This window comes from Aerococcus viridans (genome assembly GCF_002083135.2).
GTDB lineage: Bacteria > Bacillota > Bacilli > Lactobacillales > Aerococcaceae > Aerococcus > Aerococcus viridans_C.
This window is the reverse complement of sequence record NZ_NBTM02000001.1, coordinates 546702-563646: the sequence shown is the minus strand read 5'-3', so window position 1 is coordinate 563646 and position 16945 is coordinate 546702. Positions and strand designations below refer to the sequence as shown.

29 protein-coding genes are annotated in these 16945 nt (G+C 39.7%); 25 read left to right on the top strand and 4 right to left on the bottom strand.

Annotation, left to right across the window (positions count from 1 at the left end; genetic code table 11):
• The first annotated feature begins 47 nt into the window (after positions 1-47).
• On the top strand, positions 48-314 hold the full coding sequence (locus A6J77_RS02905; RefSeq protein WP_127885812.1) for a hypothetical protein: 267 nt from the start codon (positions 48-50) through the stop codon (positions 312-314).
• An 88-nt stretch (positions 315-402) separates the two neighbouring features.
• Here the strand turns inward: A6J77_RS02905 and A6J77_RS02900 are convergent, their stop codons facing one another.
• From A6J77_RS02900 to A6J77_RS02885, 4 genes are all read right to left on the bottom strand, one after another.
• Positions 403-1242, bottom strand: a complete 840-nt coding sequence (locus A6J77_RS02900) for an energy-coupling factor transporter transmembrane component T family protein (protein WP_083068071.1) — start codon at positions 1240-1242, stop codon at positions 403-405.
• A complete protein-coding gene (locus A6J77_RS02895; protein ID WP_083068068.1) occupies positions 1232-3031 on the bottom strand; it encodes an ABC transporter ATP-binding protein in 1800 nt (599 codons plus the stop codon). Before A6J77_RS02895 ends, A6J77_RS02900 begins: the two co-directional genes overlap by 11 nt.
• A gap of 14 nt (positions 3032-3045) precedes the next feature.
• Entirely contained in the window at positions 3046-3600 is a 555-nt protein-coding gene (locus A6J77_RS02890) for an ECF-type riboflavin transporter substrate-binding protein (protein WP_083068065.1), read from the bottom strand.
• Positions 3601-3670: 70 nt separating this feature from the next.
• Complete coding sequence (locus tag A6J77_RS02885; RefSeq protein ID WP_083068063.1) at positions 3671-4513, bottom strand: S-adenosyl-l-methionine hydroxide adenosyltransferase family protein; 843 nt, start codon at positions 4511-4513, stop codon at positions 3671-3673.
• A gap of 361 nt (positions 4514-4874) precedes the next feature.
• Between A6J77_RS02885 and A6J77_RS02880 the strand changes: the two genes are divergently transcribed.
• The 24 genes from A6J77_RS02880 to A6J77_RS02765 all read left to right on the top strand — a co-directional run bounded on the left by A6J77_RS02880 (position 4875) and on the right by A6J77_RS02765 (position 16888).
• Positions 4875-5282, top strand: a complete 408-nt coding sequence (locus A6J77_RS02880) for an SseB family protein (protein WP_083068059.1) — start codon at positions 4875-4877, stop codon at positions 5280-5282.
• A 369-nt stretch (positions 5283-5651) separates the two neighbouring features.
• Positions 5652-5960, top strand: a complete 309-nt coding sequence (gene rpsJ, locus A6J77_RS02875) for a 30S ribosomal protein S10 (protein WP_016896561.1) — start codon at positions 5652-5654, stop codon at positions 5958-5960.
• A 67-nt stretch (positions 5961-6027) separates the two neighbouring features.
• Positions 6028-6663, top strand: a complete 636-nt coding sequence (gene rplC, locus A6J77_RS02870) for a 50S ribosomal protein L3 (RefSeq protein WP_083068057.1) — start codon at positions 6028-6030, stop codon at positions 6661-6663.
• A gap of 23 nt (positions 6664-6686) precedes the next feature.
• Positions 6687-7310, top strand: a complete 624-nt coding sequence (gene rplD / locus A6J77_RS02865) for a 50S ribosomal protein L4 (RefSeq protein ID WP_083068054.1) — start codon at positions 6687-6689, stop codon at positions 7308-7310.
• Complete coding sequence (gene rplW / locus A6J77_RS02860; RefSeq protein WP_004262545.1) at positions 7310-7600, top strand: 50S ribosomal protein L23; 291 nt, start codon at positions 7310-7312, stop codon at positions 7598-7600. The genes rplD and rplW overlap by 1 nt, the downstream gene beginning before the upstream one ends.
• A 21-nt stretch (positions 7601-7621) precedes the next feature.
• Entirely contained in the window at positions 7622-8455 is an 834-nt protein-coding gene (gene rplB / locus A6J77_RS02855; protein WP_083068052.1) for a 50S ribosomal protein L2, read from the top strand.
• Positions 8456-8492: 37 nt separating this feature from the next.
• Entirely contained in the window at positions 8493-8771 is a 279-nt protein-coding gene (rpsS, locus tag A6J77_RS02850) for a 30S ribosomal protein S19 (protein WP_004262557.1), read from the top strand.
• Positions 8772-8792: 21 nt separating this feature from the next.
• On the top strand, positions 8793-9149 hold the full coding sequence (gene rplV, locus A6J77_RS02845; RefSeq protein ID WP_004262560.1) for a 50S ribosomal protein L22: 357 nt from the start codon (positions 8793-8795) through the stop codon (positions 9147-9149).
• 3 nt (positions 9150-9152) lie between these two features.
• Positions 9153-9803: a 30S ribosomal protein S3 gene (gene rpsC, locus A6J77_RS02840; protein WP_004262563.1), complete on the top strand. Its 651-nt coding sequence runs from the start codon at positions 9153-9155 to the stop codon at positions 9801-9803.
• A 3-nt stretch (positions 9804-9806) separates the two neighbouring features.
• The gene (gene rplP, locus A6J77_RS02835; protein WP_004262566.1) at positions 9807-10235 is read left to right on the top strand and encodes a 50S ribosomal protein L16; all 429 of its coding nucleotides are present in this window, start codon (positions 9807-9809) and stop codon (positions 10233-10235) included.
• A complete protein-coding gene (rpmC, locus tag A6J77_RS02830) occupies positions 10228-10419 on the top strand; it encodes a 50S ribosomal protein L29 (protein WP_004262569.1) in 192 nt (63 codons plus the stop codon). The genes rplP and rpmC overlap by 8 nt, the downstream gene beginning before the upstream one ends.
• A gap of 29 nt (positions 10420-10448) precedes the next feature.
• On the top strand, positions 10449-10712 hold the full coding sequence (gene rpsQ, locus A6J77_RS02825) for a 30S ribosomal protein S17 (protein ID WP_004262572.1): 264 nt from the start codon (positions 10449-10451) through the stop codon (positions 10710-10712).
• Between the two features lie 27 nt (positions 10713-10739).
• A complete protein-coding gene (gene rplN, locus A6J77_RS02820; RefSeq protein WP_004262575.1) occupies positions 10740-11108 on the top strand; it encodes a 50S ribosomal protein L14 in 369 nt (122 codons plus the stop codon).
• A gap of 32 nt (positions 11109-11140) precedes the next feature.
• Positions 11141-11479 (top strand): 50S ribosomal protein L24, encoded by a 339-nt coding sequence (rplX, locus tag A6J77_RS02815; RefSeq protein ID WP_004262586.1) that lies wholly within the window; start codon positions 11141-11143, stop codon positions 11477-11479.
• Positions 11479-12021 (top strand): 50S ribosomal protein L5, encoded by a 543-nt coding sequence (rplE, locus tag A6J77_RS02810; RefSeq protein ID WP_004262589.1) that lies wholly within the window; start codon positions 11479-11481, stop codon positions 12019-12021. Before rplX ends, rplE begins: the two co-directional genes overlap by 1 nt.
• Before the next feature lie 27 nt (positions 12022-12048).
• Positions 12049-12234 carry a type Z 30S ribosomal protein S14 gene (locus A6J77_RS02805; protein ID WP_004262592.1) on the top strand — a complete coding sequence of 62 codons (186 nt, stop codon included), beginning with the start codon at positions 12049-12051 and terminating at the stop codon, positions 12232-12234.
• 36 nt (positions 12235-12270) lie between these two features.
• Positions 12271-12669, top strand: a complete 399-nt coding sequence (rpsH, locus tag A6J77_RS02800) for a 30S ribosomal protein S8 (protein WP_016896566.1) — start codon at positions 12271-12273, stop codon at positions 12667-12669.
• Between the two features lie 49 nt (positions 12670-12718).
• Positions 12719-13255, top strand: a complete 537-nt coding sequence (gene rplF / locus A6J77_RS02795; RefSeq protein ID WP_083068050.1) for a 50S ribosomal protein L6 — start codon at positions 12719-12721, stop codon at positions 13253-13255.
• Positions 13256-13347: 92 nt separating this feature from the next.
• Positions 13348-13713, top strand: coding sequence for a 50S ribosomal protein L18 (gene rplR, locus A6J77_RS02790; RefSeq protein ID WP_004262598.1), 366 nt, complete (start codon positions 13348-13350; stop codon positions 13711-13713).
• Between the two features lie 21 nt (positions 13714-13734).
• On the top strand, positions 13735-14247 hold the full coding sequence (gene rpsE, locus A6J77_RS02785; protein ID WP_016896569.1) for a 30S ribosomal protein S5: 513 nt from the start codon (positions 13735-13737) through the stop codon (positions 14245-14247).
• A 13-nt stretch (positions 14248-14260) separates the two neighbouring features.
• Complete coding sequence (rpmD, locus tag A6J77_RS02780) at positions 14261-14440, top strand: 50S ribosomal protein L30 (protein ID WP_004262600.1); 180 nt, start codon at positions 14261-14263, stop codon at positions 14438-14440.
• 25 nt (positions 14441-14465) lie between these two features.
• Positions 14466-14906 (top strand): 50S ribosomal protein L15, encoded by a 441-nt coding sequence (gene rplO / locus A6J77_RS02775; protein WP_004262601.1) that lies wholly within the window; start codon positions 14466-14468, stop codon positions 14904-14906.
• A complete protein-coding gene (gene secY, locus A6J77_RS02770; RefSeq protein ID WP_083068049.1) occupies positions 14906-16213 on the top strand; it encodes a preprotein translocase subunit SecY in 1308 nt (435 codons plus the stop codon). Before rplO ends, secY begins: the two co-directional genes overlap by 1 nt.
• 27 nt (positions 16214-16240) lie before the next feature.
• Positions 16241-16888, top strand: coding sequence for an adenylate kinase (locus tag A6J77_RS02765; protein ID WP_083068047.1), 648 nt, complete (start codon positions 16241-16243; stop codon positions 16886-16888).
• The last annotated feature ends 57 nt before the right edge of the window (positions 16889-16945 follow it).

The following is a 16945-nucleotide window of genomic DNA, read 5'->3' as shown; positions in this document are numbered from 1 at the left end:
TATTTATCATCATCTTAGGTCTTTACTTAGGGATGATCAATATCCCCATGATGCTATTACTAATGGGCTTATACTTCATATTCAATTTGTTCCAAACTATGGCCTTCTTTGTTGGGCGATACTTTATCCAAGATTACAAACGTTATCCCGGAGAAGTTGCGAAAGCTTTCTTTATAACGACTTTGGATGCCTTCTTCTTCAGACCATACTTATTGTGGGTACGATTATATTCGGCATTCACTTATCGTGCAAAACTACATTCGTGGGCGCCAATTGAACGTGGCACTATTGAAGACCAGAGCGTAAATGACTAGGTCTTAACTTTAAGATAAAAGGTAAATCTTGATATACAAAAAATCCAGGTAAGTTAGTTGCAATTTCTAACTTACCTGGATTTTCATGTTAATGAAATGGGTTATAAAACCGGCCTTGGTTTACTACAAACAACCACAATCCAAGTCCAACTAATAATCCTGTCACAATCAAAGCGATGATATCTGCCTTCATAAAGGGACGGGCCCGGTACCAAGTCCGTTTGTTACCTTTACCAAACCGTCGTAACTCCATGGCTTGGCTGATTACTTCAATCCGATCTAATGAAGAAAAAATGAGGGGCATTATCACTTGTGCTGACCGTTTCACTCTTACAGTCAGTCCAGCCTTATTGGACATCTCAATCCCTCGTGCCTGTTGGCTTTGTCTTACTGCGAAGAATTGGTTCTGGATGTCTGGTATATACCGTAAGGCTAATGAAACTGCATATGAAATTCGGTAGGACACGCCAATTCGGTTTAGGGAAGAGGCGAATTCACTTGGGTTAGTGGTCAACATGAAGATTAATGCTAATGGAATCGTCGAGAAATATTTAATCATCAAGTTGAATTCATAGAAGACTTGCTCCCAAGTGAGAGAATAGCGTCCAATCCCTTCCCAAATGACAGTTCGCGACTGGTATAAATTGACCCCATATTCAGGTTCGAAAATATAAACAGTCACTAAATTCAATAACGAGAAAACTAGAATGAAGTAGACAACTGTAGACACTTCAGCCCATTTAATCTTAGAAATATAGAAGAGAACTAGTGATAAAACAGCTAAGCCTACTAAAAACCGGGTGTCGTAAGACGTCATGGCGATGACAGACAGCAAGATAAAGGCGATTAATTTTGTCGCACCAGATAAGCGATGCAAGGGTGAATCCTTTTTGATATACCCAAAACTTTGACCTTGTTTATTCGCCATCGTTCTCACCTCCAACCCATACACCAGCTTGTTCAACTCGCTTAGTCTGACGTTCGTACTGGATGAACCGGTCGATAAAGTCCGTCTTTTCAATCTTAGCCACCGCTTGTCCTAAATCATACAAGGAAGTAGGGGCTAAATGGGCTTGAGCCATTAAGTTTTCATCCGTTAAGACCGCAGCTGGACGCATATCGCCCACCACCTGACCGTCGTGAAAGACAATCGTCCGGTTGGTATACTCCTGAATCAAATGCATATCATGAGTTATCATTAGAATGGTAATCCCTTGATGTCGGTTCAACCCCTCGATAAACCGCATCATATCAGTATAGTGCTTATAATCTTGACCAGCTGTTGGTTCATCTAAAATCAAGACTTTCGGATCTAATACTAAAATACTTGCAATCGTCGCGCGACGTTTTTGCCCATAAGACAAGGCCGAAATTGGCCAATTCCTGTATGGATATAAGCCACATATTCGCAAGGTGTTAGCCACTTTTTCAGCTAAACGATCTGCATCATCCTCGTATAAGCCGCGGTTGACTAAACCAGAGGCCACCTCGTCGAATAAAATGTTCTTTGAGATCATCAAATTGGGGTTCTGCATCACGTAGCCGACCGAATCCGCAATTTCCTTAATCGATAATCCGTCTAAATTCTCCTGGAAAAGAGTTATCCGTCCTGAATCTGGCCGCTCAAAGCCACAAATCAGTTTAGCCAGGGTAGATTTACCCGCACCGTTTGTTCCGACAATAGAAACCATGTCGCCAGCATTAATGGTCAGATTTAATTCCGATATCAAAGGGGTACTGTCATAAGAAAAGTTGACATGGTCCATGACTAAAATTGGCTTATCCGCCCTAACTGGAGCGGTTACTGCATTGTCAGCCAACCATTTAGACAGATGGTCTTGAACACCAGTAGTGACCATATCTGGTCGAAACCGCCCTAAATGAGGAATGTCTTCGACATTCACACCAGCATAACCCAAGGCATCTAGGTATAGGGGCTGGCGTACACCAATTTGCGCTAATAAGTCAGACCGCAACAAGGTATCAACGGATACGTCAGCGAGTAACCGCCCACTGTCAATAACAAGGACACGGTCAAAGTCGGCGATTAAGGCTTCTTCTAGACGGTGCTCGATGACTACCGTGGTCAATTCTTTTTCCTGGTTTAATTTGGCGATTAATTCCATGGTCGCTAAGCCACTTGCAGGGTCCAGGTTGGCTAAAGGCTCATCGAATAATACGATGGGTGACTCGTCAATTAAGACGCCACCAATGGATACCCGTTGCTTTTGCCCGCCTGATAAAGATTGCGGGGCAAGGTCCAAGAGGTCCACAAGGTCAAGCGTATTGGCCCAAACCGCTACACTAGACACCATGCTAGCTTGGTCCACTTGGTCATTTTCCAAGGCGAAAGCCAGGTCTTCAGCTACGGTTAGGCCGACAAATTGAGCGTCAGTGTCTTGTAGGACGGTGCCGACGCTTAGTGATAAGTCGAAAATGGACTTGCTGGCGGAATCTTCGCCATTGATTAAGACCTGACCGGTTAAATCGCCCTCATAAGTATTGGGGATTTGCCCGTTGATAATCTTACCAATGGTTGATTTACCAGACCCAGATGCACCAATGATGAGGACTTTCTCTCCTTGCTTGATTGAAAAAGAGATGTCTATCAGGTTTAGGTCTGCCTGACTCGCATATTTAAAAGAGATGTTTTTAAATTCAATAGCCGGCGACAGATTGCTGTCCACCGGCTGATTGTGTCTTTCATGATTTATCATAGTAAAACTTCCTATTAATTTTCTTTACGTAAACTTCCTGATTTCGTACGTGTACTTGCATACCCTTTTAATAATAAGGTACCGATGATACCAACCGCAAGTGAATTTAGCACACCTGACACAATCCCTTGAACGAATACTTTAGATGCGGGTTCTGAATATATTAAAATATCTAAAGCAGGCGCTAGTAAGGCCCAAGCCAGTAAATTCACGACAACTTGCCCGACATTGAAAGTAATCATATCTTTCTTTGTAAAAAGGCCTTTGTTTACTTTAAGTTTACGGCCGATTAAACCGTAGCCAAAACCAGTAAAACCAGATGTTAAGACCCAAGACCACCACAAACCATAAGTCAGTAAGTCTTTAATGGCATGACCAATTAAACCAATCAATAAACCTGCGAAAGGACCAAAGACAGTTGCCATCAAGGCCAAGAATGGGTAAGTAGTTTCAATAGAGGTATTTGGCACACCAGTAGGGATTGATAGAAAGCGGCCTAGGATAAAGAAGACAGCTGCTCCAATACCGATAGCCACTAAAGTAGTAATAGATGATTGATTATTCTTCATAATAGATTCTCCTTAGTTGTTTCTACTATATAATAGCACTTGTGCATGCGTTCGAATACAAGCTTAGTAATTAAATTTTAGTGATTTCAATATTCCAATCCACACCAGTACCAACACCGTATGTCTCAGAGAAATTTTGTTGGTTGATGGCTACACCCAAATTCAATAATGAATTGATATAACCCACTGGTTCACCAACAGGTACATCAGCGAATGAATGGCCAAATAAGATATGGTTTTGATAATGTTTAACGCCGTTATGGTAAATAGTAACCGAAATGGTGTCACCGTTTTGAATGCCCGCTTCTTTTAACATAATTGACGGGATATTCGTCCACAGTGAACCAAAGCGGATGTCTAGTATATCGATAGTCCCGTAAATAGTGTCGTCAGCTAAACGCAAGTCGCCAAGTTCGAAGCTAGTCACCGTATCAGCAGGGATATTATTTTTCAATTCGTCATAATAAGATGCGTCTTGTGCTAGTTTAGCACCGTTATAAACGTAAACGTCACGTCCATGGAAGGTATGTGATTCTTCAGAATGTGGTAAGCGGTTTTTAATTTCATCGATTTCTTTCACAGATTCAAGGCCGATGTGTTTAGCCACGTGTGTTAAGGTACCGTTGTCAGGCGTTACGATATAATGACCAGAGTTAGTTTTCGCTACAACAGATTTACGTGCAGAACCAACACCAGGATCGACTACAGAAACGAAGACTGTATTTGCTGGCCAATATTTAATGGTTTGTAATAGGCGGTATGAAGCGGCGAAAATATCGTAAGTAGGGATCTCATGGGTTAAATTGGCAATTGTTAAAGCTGGGTCTACTGTGTAAGCCACTCCATACATTGCCGCTACCGCACCGTCACCTAAACCAAAGTCAGTTTGTAATACTAAGAAATTATTCGTCATATCTGTTTCCTCCAATGATATAAAATCCTTTTATAGGCTTATCATACGCAATTAGTAGGCATTTAACAATCTCTGGCAAAAGAATTACGCAAGGTAAAAGCTATCGCAAGTGATAGGAAAAATTTTTGTTTCCAAGTGATGATATATGATTTTTGAACAGTCATTTGTTACAATAAACACCGCAAGAAGAAATTCACTAAAATATAGAAGAAATCGTTATTTGGAAAAATGTTGGTCCGGATTAACTGACTGCTAACTAAAAGAAGAAAAAGGCGTTGTCCAAGACATCAATAGCCAATAATAAATAACATTGATAATACAGTTATTATATAGAAGAAAAATGAAAGGGAGGCAAGATTTAATGACGAAGCCATTCGGCAAGCAAAGTTTAATAGAAGTATTGACGGCCTATAAGGCAGATCCAAACCCATTAACAACGCTAGCTATGTTGACCACGATGGCGAACGCCAACTTATACGCTATCCAACGAGAGGGGGCCCCGGTCGACAAGAGTATCTGGTTAACTTACGACAAAGAAAAGGGACAACGAGAGCTTGTAACTTTCACGGATAAAGACCAAGCTAGCCAATACGCATCTAAAGCAGATAATGTCTCGGTCCAGCATGTAACTTTTAAGCAGATTGCTTTGATGGTTTTAGCCAAAGACAACCCCGTAGATAGCTTTATCGTCAATCCTTGGACCACCAAAGCAAAATTTAATCAAAATATCATCGAAAAAGTATGGCAGTATGCGATTAAACATGTATAATATACCTGTTGGAAGATGACACAGTAGGGCGCGTTGCTAAGAAATGGCAACCGCCTTGTAAAATGTTTCAAAATGATACACTAGGCAACGTTGGCAATGACCGTCAAAAAAAGGCCTTTCATAAAGAAATGGCGAGAAATAGGGATTTTTTTGAAAAAAAGGCGAGAAAAAGCTTGCACTGCCTAGTTTAATTTTGTATACTAATTGGGTGCCGTTTTATACGGAACCACAGTATTTACGTGAAAACGTTGATACATCAATAAGCAGTGATGTATGAGGTTGCGACACACCCGGTAGCATTGCCATAAGGGTGGCCGGTAATTCATACGGAGCAAGTCAAATTTAAAATATGACGAGGAGGAAAAAGTCATGGCAAAACAAAAAATTCGTATTCGTTTAAAAGCTTACGAACACCGTGCATTAGATCAATCAGCAGCTAAAATTGTTGATACTGCACAACGTACAGGAGCAGAAGTATCAGGTCCAATTCCATTGCCTACTGAACGCTCATTATTCACAGTAATCCGTGCAACACACAAATACAAGGATTCACGTGAACAATTCGAAATGCGTACGCACAAACGTTTAATCGACATCGTTAACCCAACACCAAAAACTGTTGATGCGTTAATGAAATTAGATTTACCATCAGGCGTAGACATCGAAATTAAATTATAATTCCAGAATCATCGCAACAAATTAGTTAACCCAATTATTAAATAAAAAATTATACGGAGGTGTACTCATGACTAAAGGAATCTTAGGAAAAAAAGTAGGTATGACACAATTCTTTACAGAAACTGGTGAATTAGTACCAGTTACAGTTATCGAAGCACAACCAAACGTTGTTTTACAAGCTAAAACAAACGAAACTGATGGCTACGAAGCTATTCAAGTTGGTTTTGACGACAAACGTGAAGTGTTGGCAAACAAACCTCACAAAGGTCATGTAGCAAAAGCAGAAACTACTCCTAAGCGCTTCATTAAAGAATTCAAAGATGTTGAGCTAGGAGATTACGAAGTTGGATCAGAAATCAAGGTTGATATCTTCCAAGCAGGAGACATCGTTGATGTTACGGGTACTTCAAAAGGTAAAGGATTCCAAGGTGCTATCAAGCGTCATGGCCAATCACGTGGACCTATGTCACACGGTTCTCATTACCACCGCAGCCCAGGTTCAATGGGTATGGCGTCGGATGCTTCTAAAGTATTCAAAGGTAAAAACTTACCAGGACAAACTGGTGGTACTCAAATTACTATCCAAAACCTAGAAATCGTTAAAGTAGATGCAGAGCGCAACGTCATCTTAATCAAAGGTAACGTTCCAGGTGCTAAAAAATCTATGGTAACAATCAAATCTGCAGTTAAATCTGCTGAATAATACCAGGAAGGAGGAACAGTTTCATGGCAAACATTACATTATTTAAACAAGACGGTTCTCAAGCTGGCGAAATTACATTAAACGATGAAATCTTCGCAATCGAACCAAATGAAAATGCAATCTACGATGTAGTTATTATGCAACAAGCTTCATTACGTCAAGGTACTCACAAAGTTAAAGGACGTTCAGAAGTTAGCGGTGGTGGACGTAAACCATGGCGTCAAAAAGGTACAGGTCGTGCTCGTCAAGGTTCAATCCGCTCTCCACAATGGGTAGGCGGTGGCCGTGCATTCGGACCAACACCTCGTTCATATGCTTATAAATTACCTCGTAAAGTTCGTCGTTTAGCTTTACGCTCTGCATTATCTACTAAGGTAGCAGAAAACAACTTCATCGTTGTTGATGAATTAGCATTCGAAACACCAAAAACTAAATTATTCCAAGAAGTGTTGAATAACTTACAAGTTGAAAATAAAGTTTTAGTTGTAATCAACAAAGACAACGACAACGCACAATTATCAGCTCGTAACTTACCAAACGTAAAAGTAGTTGATGAAAACAACGTTAACGTATTCGACTTAGTTAACTCTGAAAAAGTCATCATTACAAAAGCAGCACTTTCTAACGTAGAGGAGGTACTAGCATAATGTTGGCACACGACGTAATCATTCGCCCAATCATCACTGAAGAATCAATGTTGAAAATGGACGAAAACAAATACACTTTTGAAGTAGCTGTTAAAGCGAACAAAACAGAAGTTAAACAAGCAATCGAAGAATTGTTCAACGTAGACGTGAAAAACGTAAACATCATGAACGTTCGCGGTAAATTAAAACGTATGGGACGTTTTGCTGGTTATACACGTAAACGCCGTAAAGCAATCGTAACCATCGCTGAAGGTCAATCAATCGAAATCTTCGGAAACGAAGCAGAATAATTAAGATAGGAGGAAATTCACGTGGCGATAAAAACATATAAAGCAACGACTAACGGTCGTCGTAACATGTCAGGTTCAGATTTCTCAGAAATCACTAAAACAACTCCTGAAAAAACATTGTTAGAATCACAAAGCAAACGTGCTGGTCGTAATAACAACGGTCGCATTACAGTTCGTCATCACGGTGGTGGACACAAACAAGCTTACCGTATCATCGACTTCAAACGTAATAAAGACAACGTTGAAGGTGTAGTGAAAGCTATTGAGTACGATCCAAACCGTTCAGCTAATATTGCATTAATCCACTATACAGATGGTATTAAAACTTACATCATCGCACCTAAAGGTTTACAAGTTGGTGCTCGTATTTCTTCTGGTGAAGCAGCAGATATCAAAGTTGGTAATGCATTACCATTGAAAAACATCCCAGTTGGTACTTTAGTACATAACATTGAAACTAAACCTGGTAAAGGTGGACAATTAGTTCGCTCTGCTGGTGCTAGCGCTCAAGTGTTAGGTAAAGAAGACAAATACGTATTGATTAGATTAACTTCTGGTGAAGTTCGTATGATCTTAGGTACTTGTCGTGCAACAATTGGTGCTGTTGGTAACGAACAACACAGCTTAATCAACGTAGGTAAAGCAGGACGCTCTCGTTGGGCAGGAAAACGTCCAACTGTTCGTGGATCTGTAATGAACCCTAACGATCACCCTCACGGTGGTGGTGAAGGTAAAGCTCCAGTCGGACGTCCAAGTCCAATGACTCCATGGGGTAAACCTGCACGTGGTATTAAGACTCGTGATAAGAACGCACGTAGCAATAAATTAATTGTACGTCGTCGTAACTCTAAGTAATCACATTAAATAGGATAGCGAAGGGAGCCAAATAAATATGAGCCGTAGCTTGAAAAAAGGACCTTTTTGTGATGACCATTTAATGAAAAAAGTGGTTGCACAACAAGACGCACAAAAGAAACAAGTAATCAAAACATGGTCACGCCGTTCAACAATTTTCCCTAACTTTGTTGGGTTAACAATTGCTGTATACGATGGCCGCAAACATGTACCAGTTTATATCCAAGAAGATATGGTAGGTCACAAATTAGGTGAATTCGTACCAACTCGTACATATAAAGGACATGGCGCTGACGACAAGACAACTCGTCGTTAATCTGAGAGGAGGAAATAAAGAATGGCAGAACAAATTACATCTGCAAAAGCAACTGCAAACACAGTTCGCGTTTCTGCTCGTAAAGCACGTTTAGTTGTTGACTTAATCCGCAACAAAACTGTCGGTGAAGCTATTGCAATCTTAAAAAACACTCCTCGTTCAGCATCTCCTGCTGTAGAGAAAGTGTTAATGTCTGCAATTGCAAACGCAGAGCACAACTTTGGCTTAGAGCCAGCTAACTTAGTAGTAAGCGAAGCATTCGTAAACGAAGGACCAACGATGAAACGTTTCCGTCCACGTGCGAAAGGTTCAGCTTCTAGAATCAACAAACGTACAAGCCACATTACAGTGGTAGTAAAAACAGCAGAGGAGGCATAATTAATGGGACAAAAGATTAATCCTATCGGTATGCGTATCGGCGTCATCAAAGATTGGGACGCTCGTTGGTATGCAGAAAAAGACTTTGCAGATACTTTACACGAAGACTTACATATCCGCGAATACATCGCTGAAACATTAAAAGATGCTTCTGTATCTCAAGTTGAAATTGAACGTGCTGCAAACAAAGTTAACGTAAACATCCACACTGCTAAACCAGGTATGGTTATCGGTAAAGGTGGTTCTGAAGTTGACGCATTACGTAAAACTTTAAACAACCGTACAGGTAAAAAAGTACACATCAACATTGTAGAAATTAAAAAACCTGAATTAGACGCTAAATTAGTTGGTGAGTCAATCGCTCAACAATTAGAAAACCGTGTAGCTTTCCGTCGTGCGCAAAAACAAGCAATCCAACGCACAATGAAATCAGGAGCTAAAGGTATCAAAGTTCAAATCTCAGGTCGTTTGAATGGTGCCGACATGGCGCGTTCAGAAACTCAAGTAGAAGGAACAGTTCCATTGCATACATTGCGTGCGGACATCGACTACTCATGGGAAGAAGCCGACACTACTTACGGTAAGATCGGTATCAAAACATGGGTATGCCGTGGTGAAATCCTTCCAACAAAAAATATTCAAGGGGAGGCTTAAAACATGTTAGTACCTAAACGTGTAAAACACAGACGTGAATTCCGTGGTAAAATGCGTGGCGAAGCTAAAGGCGGAAAAGAAATTGCATACGGTGAATTCGGTTTGCAAGCATTAGATTCAGCATGGATCACTAACCGTCAAATTGAAGCATCTCGTATTGCCATGACACGTTACATGAAACGTGGTGGGAAAGTATGGATTAAAATCTTCCCACATAAATCTTATACAGCTAAAGCAATTGGTGTTCGTATGGGTTCTGGTAAAGGTGCTCCAGAAGGTTGGGTATCTCCAGTAAAACGCGGTAAAATCTTATTTGAAGTTGCCGGTGTTCCAGAAGAAGTAGCTAAAGAAGCATTGCGTTTAGCATCTCACAAATTACCTATTCGTACTAAAATCGTAAAACGTGAAATTGGTGGTGAATCTAATGACTAAATTTACAGATATTAAAGATCTTTCCACTGCTGAACTTACTGCTAAAGAACAAGAATATCGTCAAGAATTATTCAACTTACGATTCCAATTGGCAACTGGTCAATTAGAAAACACAGCTCGTATTAAAGCTGTTCGTAAAGATATCGCACGTGTTAAAACTGCGTTACGTAATCAAGAAGCGTAAGAAAATTCAGTAAAGGAGGAAACCTGTCCATGGAAGAACGTAATAACCGTAAAGTGTTACAAGGCCGTGTTGTTTCTGACAAAATGGAGAAAACAATCACAGTCCAAGTTGATACTTTCAAATTCCATCCAACATATGGTAAACGTATCAAATATTCTAAGAAATACAAAGCACATGATGAAAACAATTCAGCAAAAATGGGTGACATCGTCCGCATCGCGGAAACTCGTCCATTGTCAAAAGACAAATACTTCCGTCTTGTTGAAATCGTTGAAGAATCAATCATTATCTAATAACAACTGGAAGGAGGTACTCTATAAATGATTCAATCAGAAACTCGTTTAAAAGTAGCAGATAACTCAGGCGCGCGTGAAGTCCTAACAATTAAAGTATTAGGCGGATCTGGCCGTAAAACTGCAAACATTGGTGATGTTATCGTGGCAACTGTTAAAAATGCAACACCAGGTGGAGTTGTCAAAAAAGGTGATGTAGTTAAAGCAGTTATCGTTCGTACTAAGAGCGGCGTTCGTCGTCCAGATGGTTCATACATCAAATTCGACGAAAATGCATGTGTAATTATTCGTGACGATAAATCTCCTCGTGGAACACGTATCTTTGGTCCAGTTGCACGTGAATTACGTGACAACAACTATATGCGTATTATTTCATTAGCTCCAGAAGTAATCTAAAATCTGAAGAAAATAAGGAGGTGCCCGTTTAAATGAAAGTAAAAGCAAATGACACAGTTATCGTTATTGCCGGTAAAGACAAAGGCAAACAAGGTCGTGTAAAACAAGCTTTGCCAAAAGCTGACAAAGTTGTTGTTGAAGGTGTTAACATCGTTAAAAAACATCAACGTCCAACTCAAATGAACCCTCAAGGCGGTATCATCGAAGTTGAAGCACCTATTCATGTATCTAACGTACAACTAGTAGACCCTAAAACAGGCGAAGCAACACGTGTAGGTTACCAAGAACAAGATGGTAAACGTGTTCGCGTAGCGAAAAAATCAGGCGAAGTAATCGCTGAAGCAGTATCAGGAGAGGAGGACGCTGAATAATGGCTAATCGTTTACAAGAAAAATATAAAAATGAAGTAGTACCATCAATGGTTGAAAAATTTAACTATAGCTCAATCATGCAAGCACCTAAATTAGATAAAATCGTTATCAACATGGGTGTTGGTGATGCAGTATCTAACGCGAAAAACTTAGAAAACGCTGTTGAAGAATTAACATTAATTGCTGGTCAAAAACCAGTTGTTACAACTGCTAAGAAATCAATCGCTGGTTTCCGTTTACGTGAAGGTATGCCAATCGGTACTAAAGTTACTTTACGTGGCGAACGTATGTATGAATTCTTCGACAAATTAGTAACAGTTTCACTACCTCGTGTACGTGACTTCCGTGGTATCAGCAACCGCTCATTCGATGGTCGTGGTAACTACACATTAGGTATCCGTGAACAATTGATTTTCCCAGAAATCGACTTTGATAAAGTATCTAAAGTACGTGGTATGGATATCGTAATTGTTACAACTGCTAATTCAGACGAAGAATCATTAGAATTATTAACTCAACTAGGAATGCCATTCCAAAAATAATAAAGTCTTGAAGGAGGCGTGAGTAATTTGGCAAAAAAATCAATGATCGAAAAGAACAAGAAACCAGCTAAATATTCTACTCAAGAATATACTCGTTGTGAACGTTGTGGACGCCCACATTCAGTTTACCGTAAATTTAAATTATGCCGTATTTGCCTTCGTGAACTTGCCTATAAAGGGGAAATTCCTGGAGTCAAAAAAGCAAGCTGGTAAATTTCTGGTAATTAAGTAAAGGAGGGTGTACTCGTAATGGTCATGACTGATCCAATTGCGGACTTTTTAACTCGTATTCGTAACGCCAACATGGTGCGCCACGAATCATTCGAAAGTCCATCATCAAAAATCAAAGAAAATATTGCTGCTATCCTTAAAGAAGAAGGATATATCAAAGATTACGAAATCATCGAAGATGATAAACAAAACGTTATCCGTGTATTCATGAAATACACAAGCGATAACCAACGAGTAATCACAAACTTAAAACGTATCTCTAAACCAGGTTTACGTGTATACGCGAAAAGTGATCAAATTCCTAAAGTTTTAAACGGCTTAGGTACTGCATTAGTTTCAACATCTGAAGGTGTTATCACTGATAAAGCAGCCCGTGCTAAAAACATCGGTGGCGAAGTTTTAGCTTACATTTGGTAATAAATAACAAAAATTAAAAAACAAAATTGAAAGGCAGGTGCAGTCTAGAATGAGTCGTATTGGTAATAAAATTATCGAGATTCCTAGTAACGTAACCGTAGAAAAAGCTGGTTCAACTATCACTGTTAAAGGCCCTAAAGGCGAATTATCACGTGAGTTCAACCCTGTAATTGATATTCAAATCGGGGAGAAAGAAATCACTTTCACTCGTCCGAATGACCACAAAGAAGTACGTTCTATCCACGGAACTACTCGTGCATTAGTAAACAACATGGTTATTGGTGTTTCTGAAGGATTCGAGAAGAAACTTGAAATGACTGGTGTTGGTTACCGTGCACAATTAGCAGGTAACAAATTAACTGTCAATGTTGGTTTATCTCACCCTGTTGAATTTGTAGCACCAGAAGGCATCGAAATCGAAGTGCCAACTAACACTACAATCAACATCAAAGGTATCAACAAAGAAGTTGTTGGTGAATTAGCAGCGAATATCCGTTCAACTCGTTTACCAGAACCATACAAAGGTAAAGGTATTCACTATGTTGGCGAACACATTCGTCGTAAAGAAGGTAAAACTGGTAAATAATTGTAATTCCTTACAATTATTTCCTTTTACTTGTATCCAAATTATCTATAAAATGAGGGTGACGAGGTCATCCTTACAAATCTAACAAAGAGGTGACTATTTTGATCAGCAAACCAGATAAAAATAAATTACGTCAAAAACGCCACGCGCGTGTTCGTAGCAACATTTCTGGAACAGCAGAGTGCCCACGCTTGAACGTATTCCGTTCTAACAAACACATCTACGCTCAATTAATTGATGACGTAGCGGGTGTTACTGTAGCGAGTGCCTCTACAAACGAAGAAACATTATCAGCCGCAACTAAAACCGAAAGTGCAGCATTAGTTGGTAAAGCTATCGCTGAACGCGGTGTAGCAGCAGGCGTTAAAGTTGTAAAATTTGACCGTGGTGGCTACCAATATCACGGACGTGTACAAGCTTTAGCAGATGCAGCTCGTGAAAACGGCTTAGAATTTTAGGAAAAGGAGGAAGCCAAGAACATGACAAACACATTTCAAGAATTAAACATTAACGAAAACGACCTTGAAGAACGCGTTGTTGCCATTAACCGTGTTGCTAAAACCGTTAAAGGTGGACGTCGTATGAACTTCGGTGCCGTTGTTGTTGTCGGTGATAGAAATGGCCATGTTGGTCTAGGTACTGGTAAAGCTGCCGAAGTACCAGAAGCAATCCGCAAAGCGGTTGAAGACGGTAAGAAAAACTTAATTACTATACCTCGTGCAGGATCAACTGTTCCTCATGAAGTTATCGGTAAATTTAACGGTGGTAACGTATTACTTAAACCAGCTCAAGCCGGTTCTGGTATCGCTGCTGGTGGTCCAGTTCGTGCCGTAGTCGAATTAGGTGGTATCGCAGATATTACTTCTAAATCACTAGGTTCTAACTCACCAATCAACATCGTACGTGCTACTTTAGAAGCAATTAAATCATTAAAATCTCCAGAAGATGTAGCTGCATTACGCGGTAAATCTGTGGAAGAATTATTAGGTTAAGGGGGAAATTCGAATGACTGAAGTAAAAATTACTTTAAAACGCAGTTTAATTGGACGTCCTCAAGACCAAATTAAAACAGCTCAAGCACTAGGTTTAACAAAAGTTGGTAAAACAGTTGTTAAAACTCGTAACGAAGCAATTAACGGTATGATTACTAAAATTGCTCACTTAGTAGTTGTTGAAGAAGCATAATCTAGAATAGGAGGTGCCTAACAGGATGAAATTACATGAATTACAACCTTCAGAAGGATCTCGTCACACACGTCACCGTGTAGGTCGTGGTGCAAGTTCTGGTTGGGGTAAACTATCAAAACGTGGACAAAAAGGTCAAAAAGCTCGTTCAGGTGGTGGTGTACGTTTAGGTTTCGAAGGTGGACAAACACCATTGTTCCGTCGTATTCCAAAACGTGGTTTTACAAACATCAACCGTAAAGAGTATGCGATCATCAATCTTGATGACTTAAACGTATTTGAAGATGGTGCTGTTGTAGCCGCTGCTGACTTAATCGAAGCAGGCTTAGTTAAAAAAGAAAAATCTGGTATCAAAGTTTTAGGTAATGGTGAATTAGAACGCAAACTAACCGTTAAAGCAGCTAAATTCTCAGCATCAGCTAAAGAAGCTATTGAGGCCGCTGGGGGTTCAATCGAGGTGATCTAATGTTTCAAATACTGAAAAATGGATTTCAGGATAAGGATATTAGAAGCCGCGTGGCATTTACAGCAATCATGTTGATTGTATTCCGTATCGGGGCTAGCATAACTGTCCCGGGCGTGAATGCTGCAGGAATTCAAGGGTTAGCTGAATCTGGTTTATTCAGCCTACTAAACACTCTTGGTGGAGGAGCACTTTCGAGCTACTCCATCTTTTCATTGGGTGTTTCACCGTATATAACCGCATCAATTATTATTCAACTTTTGCAGATGGAGATTATACCTTCATTTACAGAGTGGTCTAAACAGGGTGAAGTTGGTCGGCGTAAGTTAAATCGATGGACTAGATACTTTGCAGTAGCAATTGGCTTTTTTCAAGCTTTAGCTATTTCAATAGGATTTAATTCATTGTCATCGCTAGGATTAATTAATAATCCAGGTTTTGTAACTTACTTATTGATTGCTTTATTCATGACTGCTGGATCTATGTTTGTTATCTGGATTGGTGAGCAAATCACTGAATATGGAATTGGTAATGGTACTTCAATCGTTATCTTCGCTGGTATTCTAGCGCAAATCCCTTCAGAGTTAACGTCTTACTATCAAAATAACATTGTAGATGCTACTAGCAGTGAATTAAATCGACAAATGATTTATGCAGGACTATTTGTTCTTGTATTTATCCTATTAATTATGTTCGTCATTTTCATGAGTCAAGCGGAACGTCAAATTCCCGTACGGTATTCCAAACGTGCGAATTCGGCATCGCAAAAGTCTCATCTACCATTAAAGATTAACTCAGCAGGTGTTATTCCCGTTATCTTCGCGTCATCATTAATCATGGTGCCACAAACGTTACTCGGATTATTTGCCGCTGATTATAGTGATGTTTCTTGGTATCAAGTATTGTCAACAATCTTTAATTTGGAAGAACCAGCGGGTATTGCTATTTACGCAATTGTCATTATTTTGTTCACATTCTTCTATGCACATATTCAGATTAACCCTGAACGTGCTGCAGAAAACTTGCAGAAGGCTGGTGGTTATATTCCAAGTATCCGTCCAGGCTTAGCAACTAAAGAATATTTACAAAAAATGTTAAATCGTTTAAGTGCAGTTGGCTCACTATTCTTGATGGGTGTAGCAGTTCTACCTTTACTAGGGGCATACTTCTTTGATATGCCACAATCAATTGCTTTAGGTGGTACAAGCTTACTAATCGTTGTTGGTGTTGCTTTAGATACAGCAAAACAAATTGAAGGACGTACAATTAAACGTCAATACGTTGGCTTTATTCATGATAAAAAAGACTAATGCGTAACGTGCTTGGGGAGGACAATTATGAATATTATTTTAATGGGCTTGCCTGGTGCCGGTAAAGGTACTCAAGCAGCTAAAATCGTTGAAGATTACAAATTTCCACATATTTCTACTGGAGATATGTTTAGATCAGCAATCGCTGAAGGAACTGAATTAGGAAAAAAAGCTAAATCATTCATGGATGATGGTGCATTAGTTCCTGATGAAGTAACGAATGGTATTGTTGAAGAAAGACTTCAAAAAGAAGATACACAAGCTGGCTTTATGCTAGACGGTTTTCCAAGAACTGAAGCGCAAGCTAAAGAACTTGGCGGTATCATGACTCGCTTAGATCGCGACATTGATGCAGTTATCTACTTAGACGTGCCAGCTGAAACGTTGAAAGAACGTTTATCAGGACGAATCATTTGTCGTAACTGTGGCGCAACCTACCACAAAGTTTTGAACAAACCAAAAGTAGACGGCGTATGCGATGTTTGCGGAAGCCATGATTTCTACCAACGTGAAGACGATAAACCTGAAGTTGTTGAAAATAGATTAAAAGTTAATCAAGAACAACAACAACCAATCTTAGACTTCTATGAAGGTCAAGGTAAGCTTTATCGCATTCCTGGTGATATCGGTATTGACAATGTTTACGCTGAGATCCAAAAGATTTTAGATAAATAAATTTTGTTGCTTTAAGTCGCTAATTATGGTAAGATATTCGGGTTGACTGAACATTTC

What these genes read in the sequence shown, in the direction of transcription:
- A6J77_RS02905 (WP_127885812.1), top strand. Translation starts at nt 48, where the DNA reads ATGATGCTATTACTAATGGGCTTATACTTCATATTCAATTTGTTCCAA.
- A6J77_RS02900 (WP_083068071.1), bottom strand. Translation starts at nt 1,242, where the DNA reads ATGGCGAATAAACAAGGTCAAAGTTTTGGGTATATCAAAAAGGATTCA.
- A6J77_RS02895 (WP_083068068.1), bottom strand. Translation starts at nt 3,031, where the DNA reads ATGATAAATCATGAAAGACACAATCAGCCGGTGGACAGCAATCTGTCG.
- A6J77_RS02890 (WP_083068065.1), bottom strand. Translation starts at nt 3,600, where the DNA reads ATGAAGAATAATCAATCATCTATTACTACTTTAGTGGCTATCGGTATT.
- A6J77_RS02885 (WP_083068063.1), bottom strand. Translation starts at nt 4,513, where the DNA reads ATGACGAATAATTTCTTAGTATTACAAACTGACTTTGGTTTAGGTGAC.
- A6J77_RS02880 (WP_083068059.1), top strand. Translation starts at nt 4,875, where the DNA reads ATGACGAAGCCATTCGGCAAGCAAAGTTTAATAGAAGTATTGACGGCC.
- rpsJ (WP_016896561.1), top strand. Translation starts at nt 5,652, where the DNA reads ATGGCAAAACAAAAAATTCGTATTCGTTTAAAAGCTTACGAACACCGT.
- rplC (WP_083068057.1), top strand. Translation starts at nt 6,028, where the DNA reads ATGACTAAAGGAATCTTAGGAAAAAAAGTAGGTATGACACAATTCTTT.
- rplD (WP_083068054.1), top strand. Translation starts at nt 6,687, where the DNA reads ATGGCAAACATTACATTATTTAAACAAGACGGTTCTCAAGCTGGCGAA.
- rplW (WP_004262545.1), top strand. Translation starts at nt 7,310, where the DNA reads ATGTTGGCACACGACGTAATCATTCGCCCAATCATCACTGAAGAATCA.
- rpsS (WP_004262557.1), top strand. Translation starts at nt 8,493, where the DNA reads ATGAGCCGTAGCTTGAAAAAAGGACCTTTTTGTGATGACCATTTAATG.
- rplV (WP_004262560.1), top strand. Translation starts at nt 8,793, where the DNA reads ATGGCAGAACAAATTACATCTGCAAAAGCAACTGCAAACACAGTTCGC.
- rpsC (WP_004262563.1), top strand. Translation starts at nt 9,153, where the DNA reads ATGGGACAAAAGATTAATCCTATCGGTATGCGTATCGGCGTCATCAAA.
- rplP (WP_004262566.1), top strand. Translation starts at nt 9,807, where the DNA reads ATGTTAGTACCTAAACGTGTAAAACACAGACGTGAATTCCGTGGTAAA.
- rpmC (WP_004262569.1), top strand. Translation starts at nt 10,228, where the DNA reads ATGACTAAATTTACAGATATTAAAGATCTTTCCACTGCTGAACTTACT.
- rpsQ (WP_004262572.1), top strand. Translation starts at nt 10,449, where the DNA reads ATGGAAGAACGTAATAACCGTAAAGTGTTACAAGGCCGTGTTGTTTCT.
- rplN (WP_004262575.1), top strand. Translation starts at nt 10,740, where the DNA reads ATGATTCAATCAGAAACTCGTTTAAAAGTAGCAGATAACTCAGGCGCG.
- rplX (WP_004262586.1), top strand. Translation starts at nt 11,141, where the DNA reads ATGAAAGTAAAAGCAAATGACACAGTTATCGTTATTGCCGGTAAAGAC.
- rplE (WP_004262589.1), top strand. Translation starts at nt 11,479, where the DNA reads ATGGCTAATCGTTTACAAGAAAAATATAAAAATGAAGTAGTACCATCA.
- rpsH (WP_016896566.1), top strand. Translation starts at nt 12,271, where the DNA reads ATGGTCATGACTGATCCAATTGCGGACTTTTTAACTCGTATTCGTAAC.
- rplF (WP_083068050.1), top strand. Translation starts at nt 12,719, where the DNA reads ATGAGTCGTATTGGTAATAAAATTATCGAGATTCCTAGTAACGTAACC.
- rpsE (WP_016896569.1), top strand. Translation starts at nt 13,735, where the DNA reads ATGACAAACACATTTCAAGAATTAAACATTAACGAAAACGACCTTGAA.
- rpmD (WP_004262600.1), top strand. Translation starts at nt 14,261, where the DNA reads ATGACTGAAGTAAAAATTACTTTAAAACGCAGTTTAATTGGACGTCCT.
- rplO (WP_004262601.1), top strand. Translation starts at nt 14,466, where the DNA reads ATGAAATTACATGAATTACAACCTTCAGAAGGATCTCGTCACACACGT.
- secY (WP_083068049.1), top strand. Translation starts at nt 14,906, where the DNA reads ATGTTTCAAATACTGAAAAATGGATTTCAGGATAAGGATATTAGAAGC.
- A6J77_RS02765 (WP_083068047.1), top strand. Translation starts at nt 16,241, where the DNA reads ATGAATATTATTTTAATGGGCTTGCCTGGTGCCGGTAAAGGTACTCAA.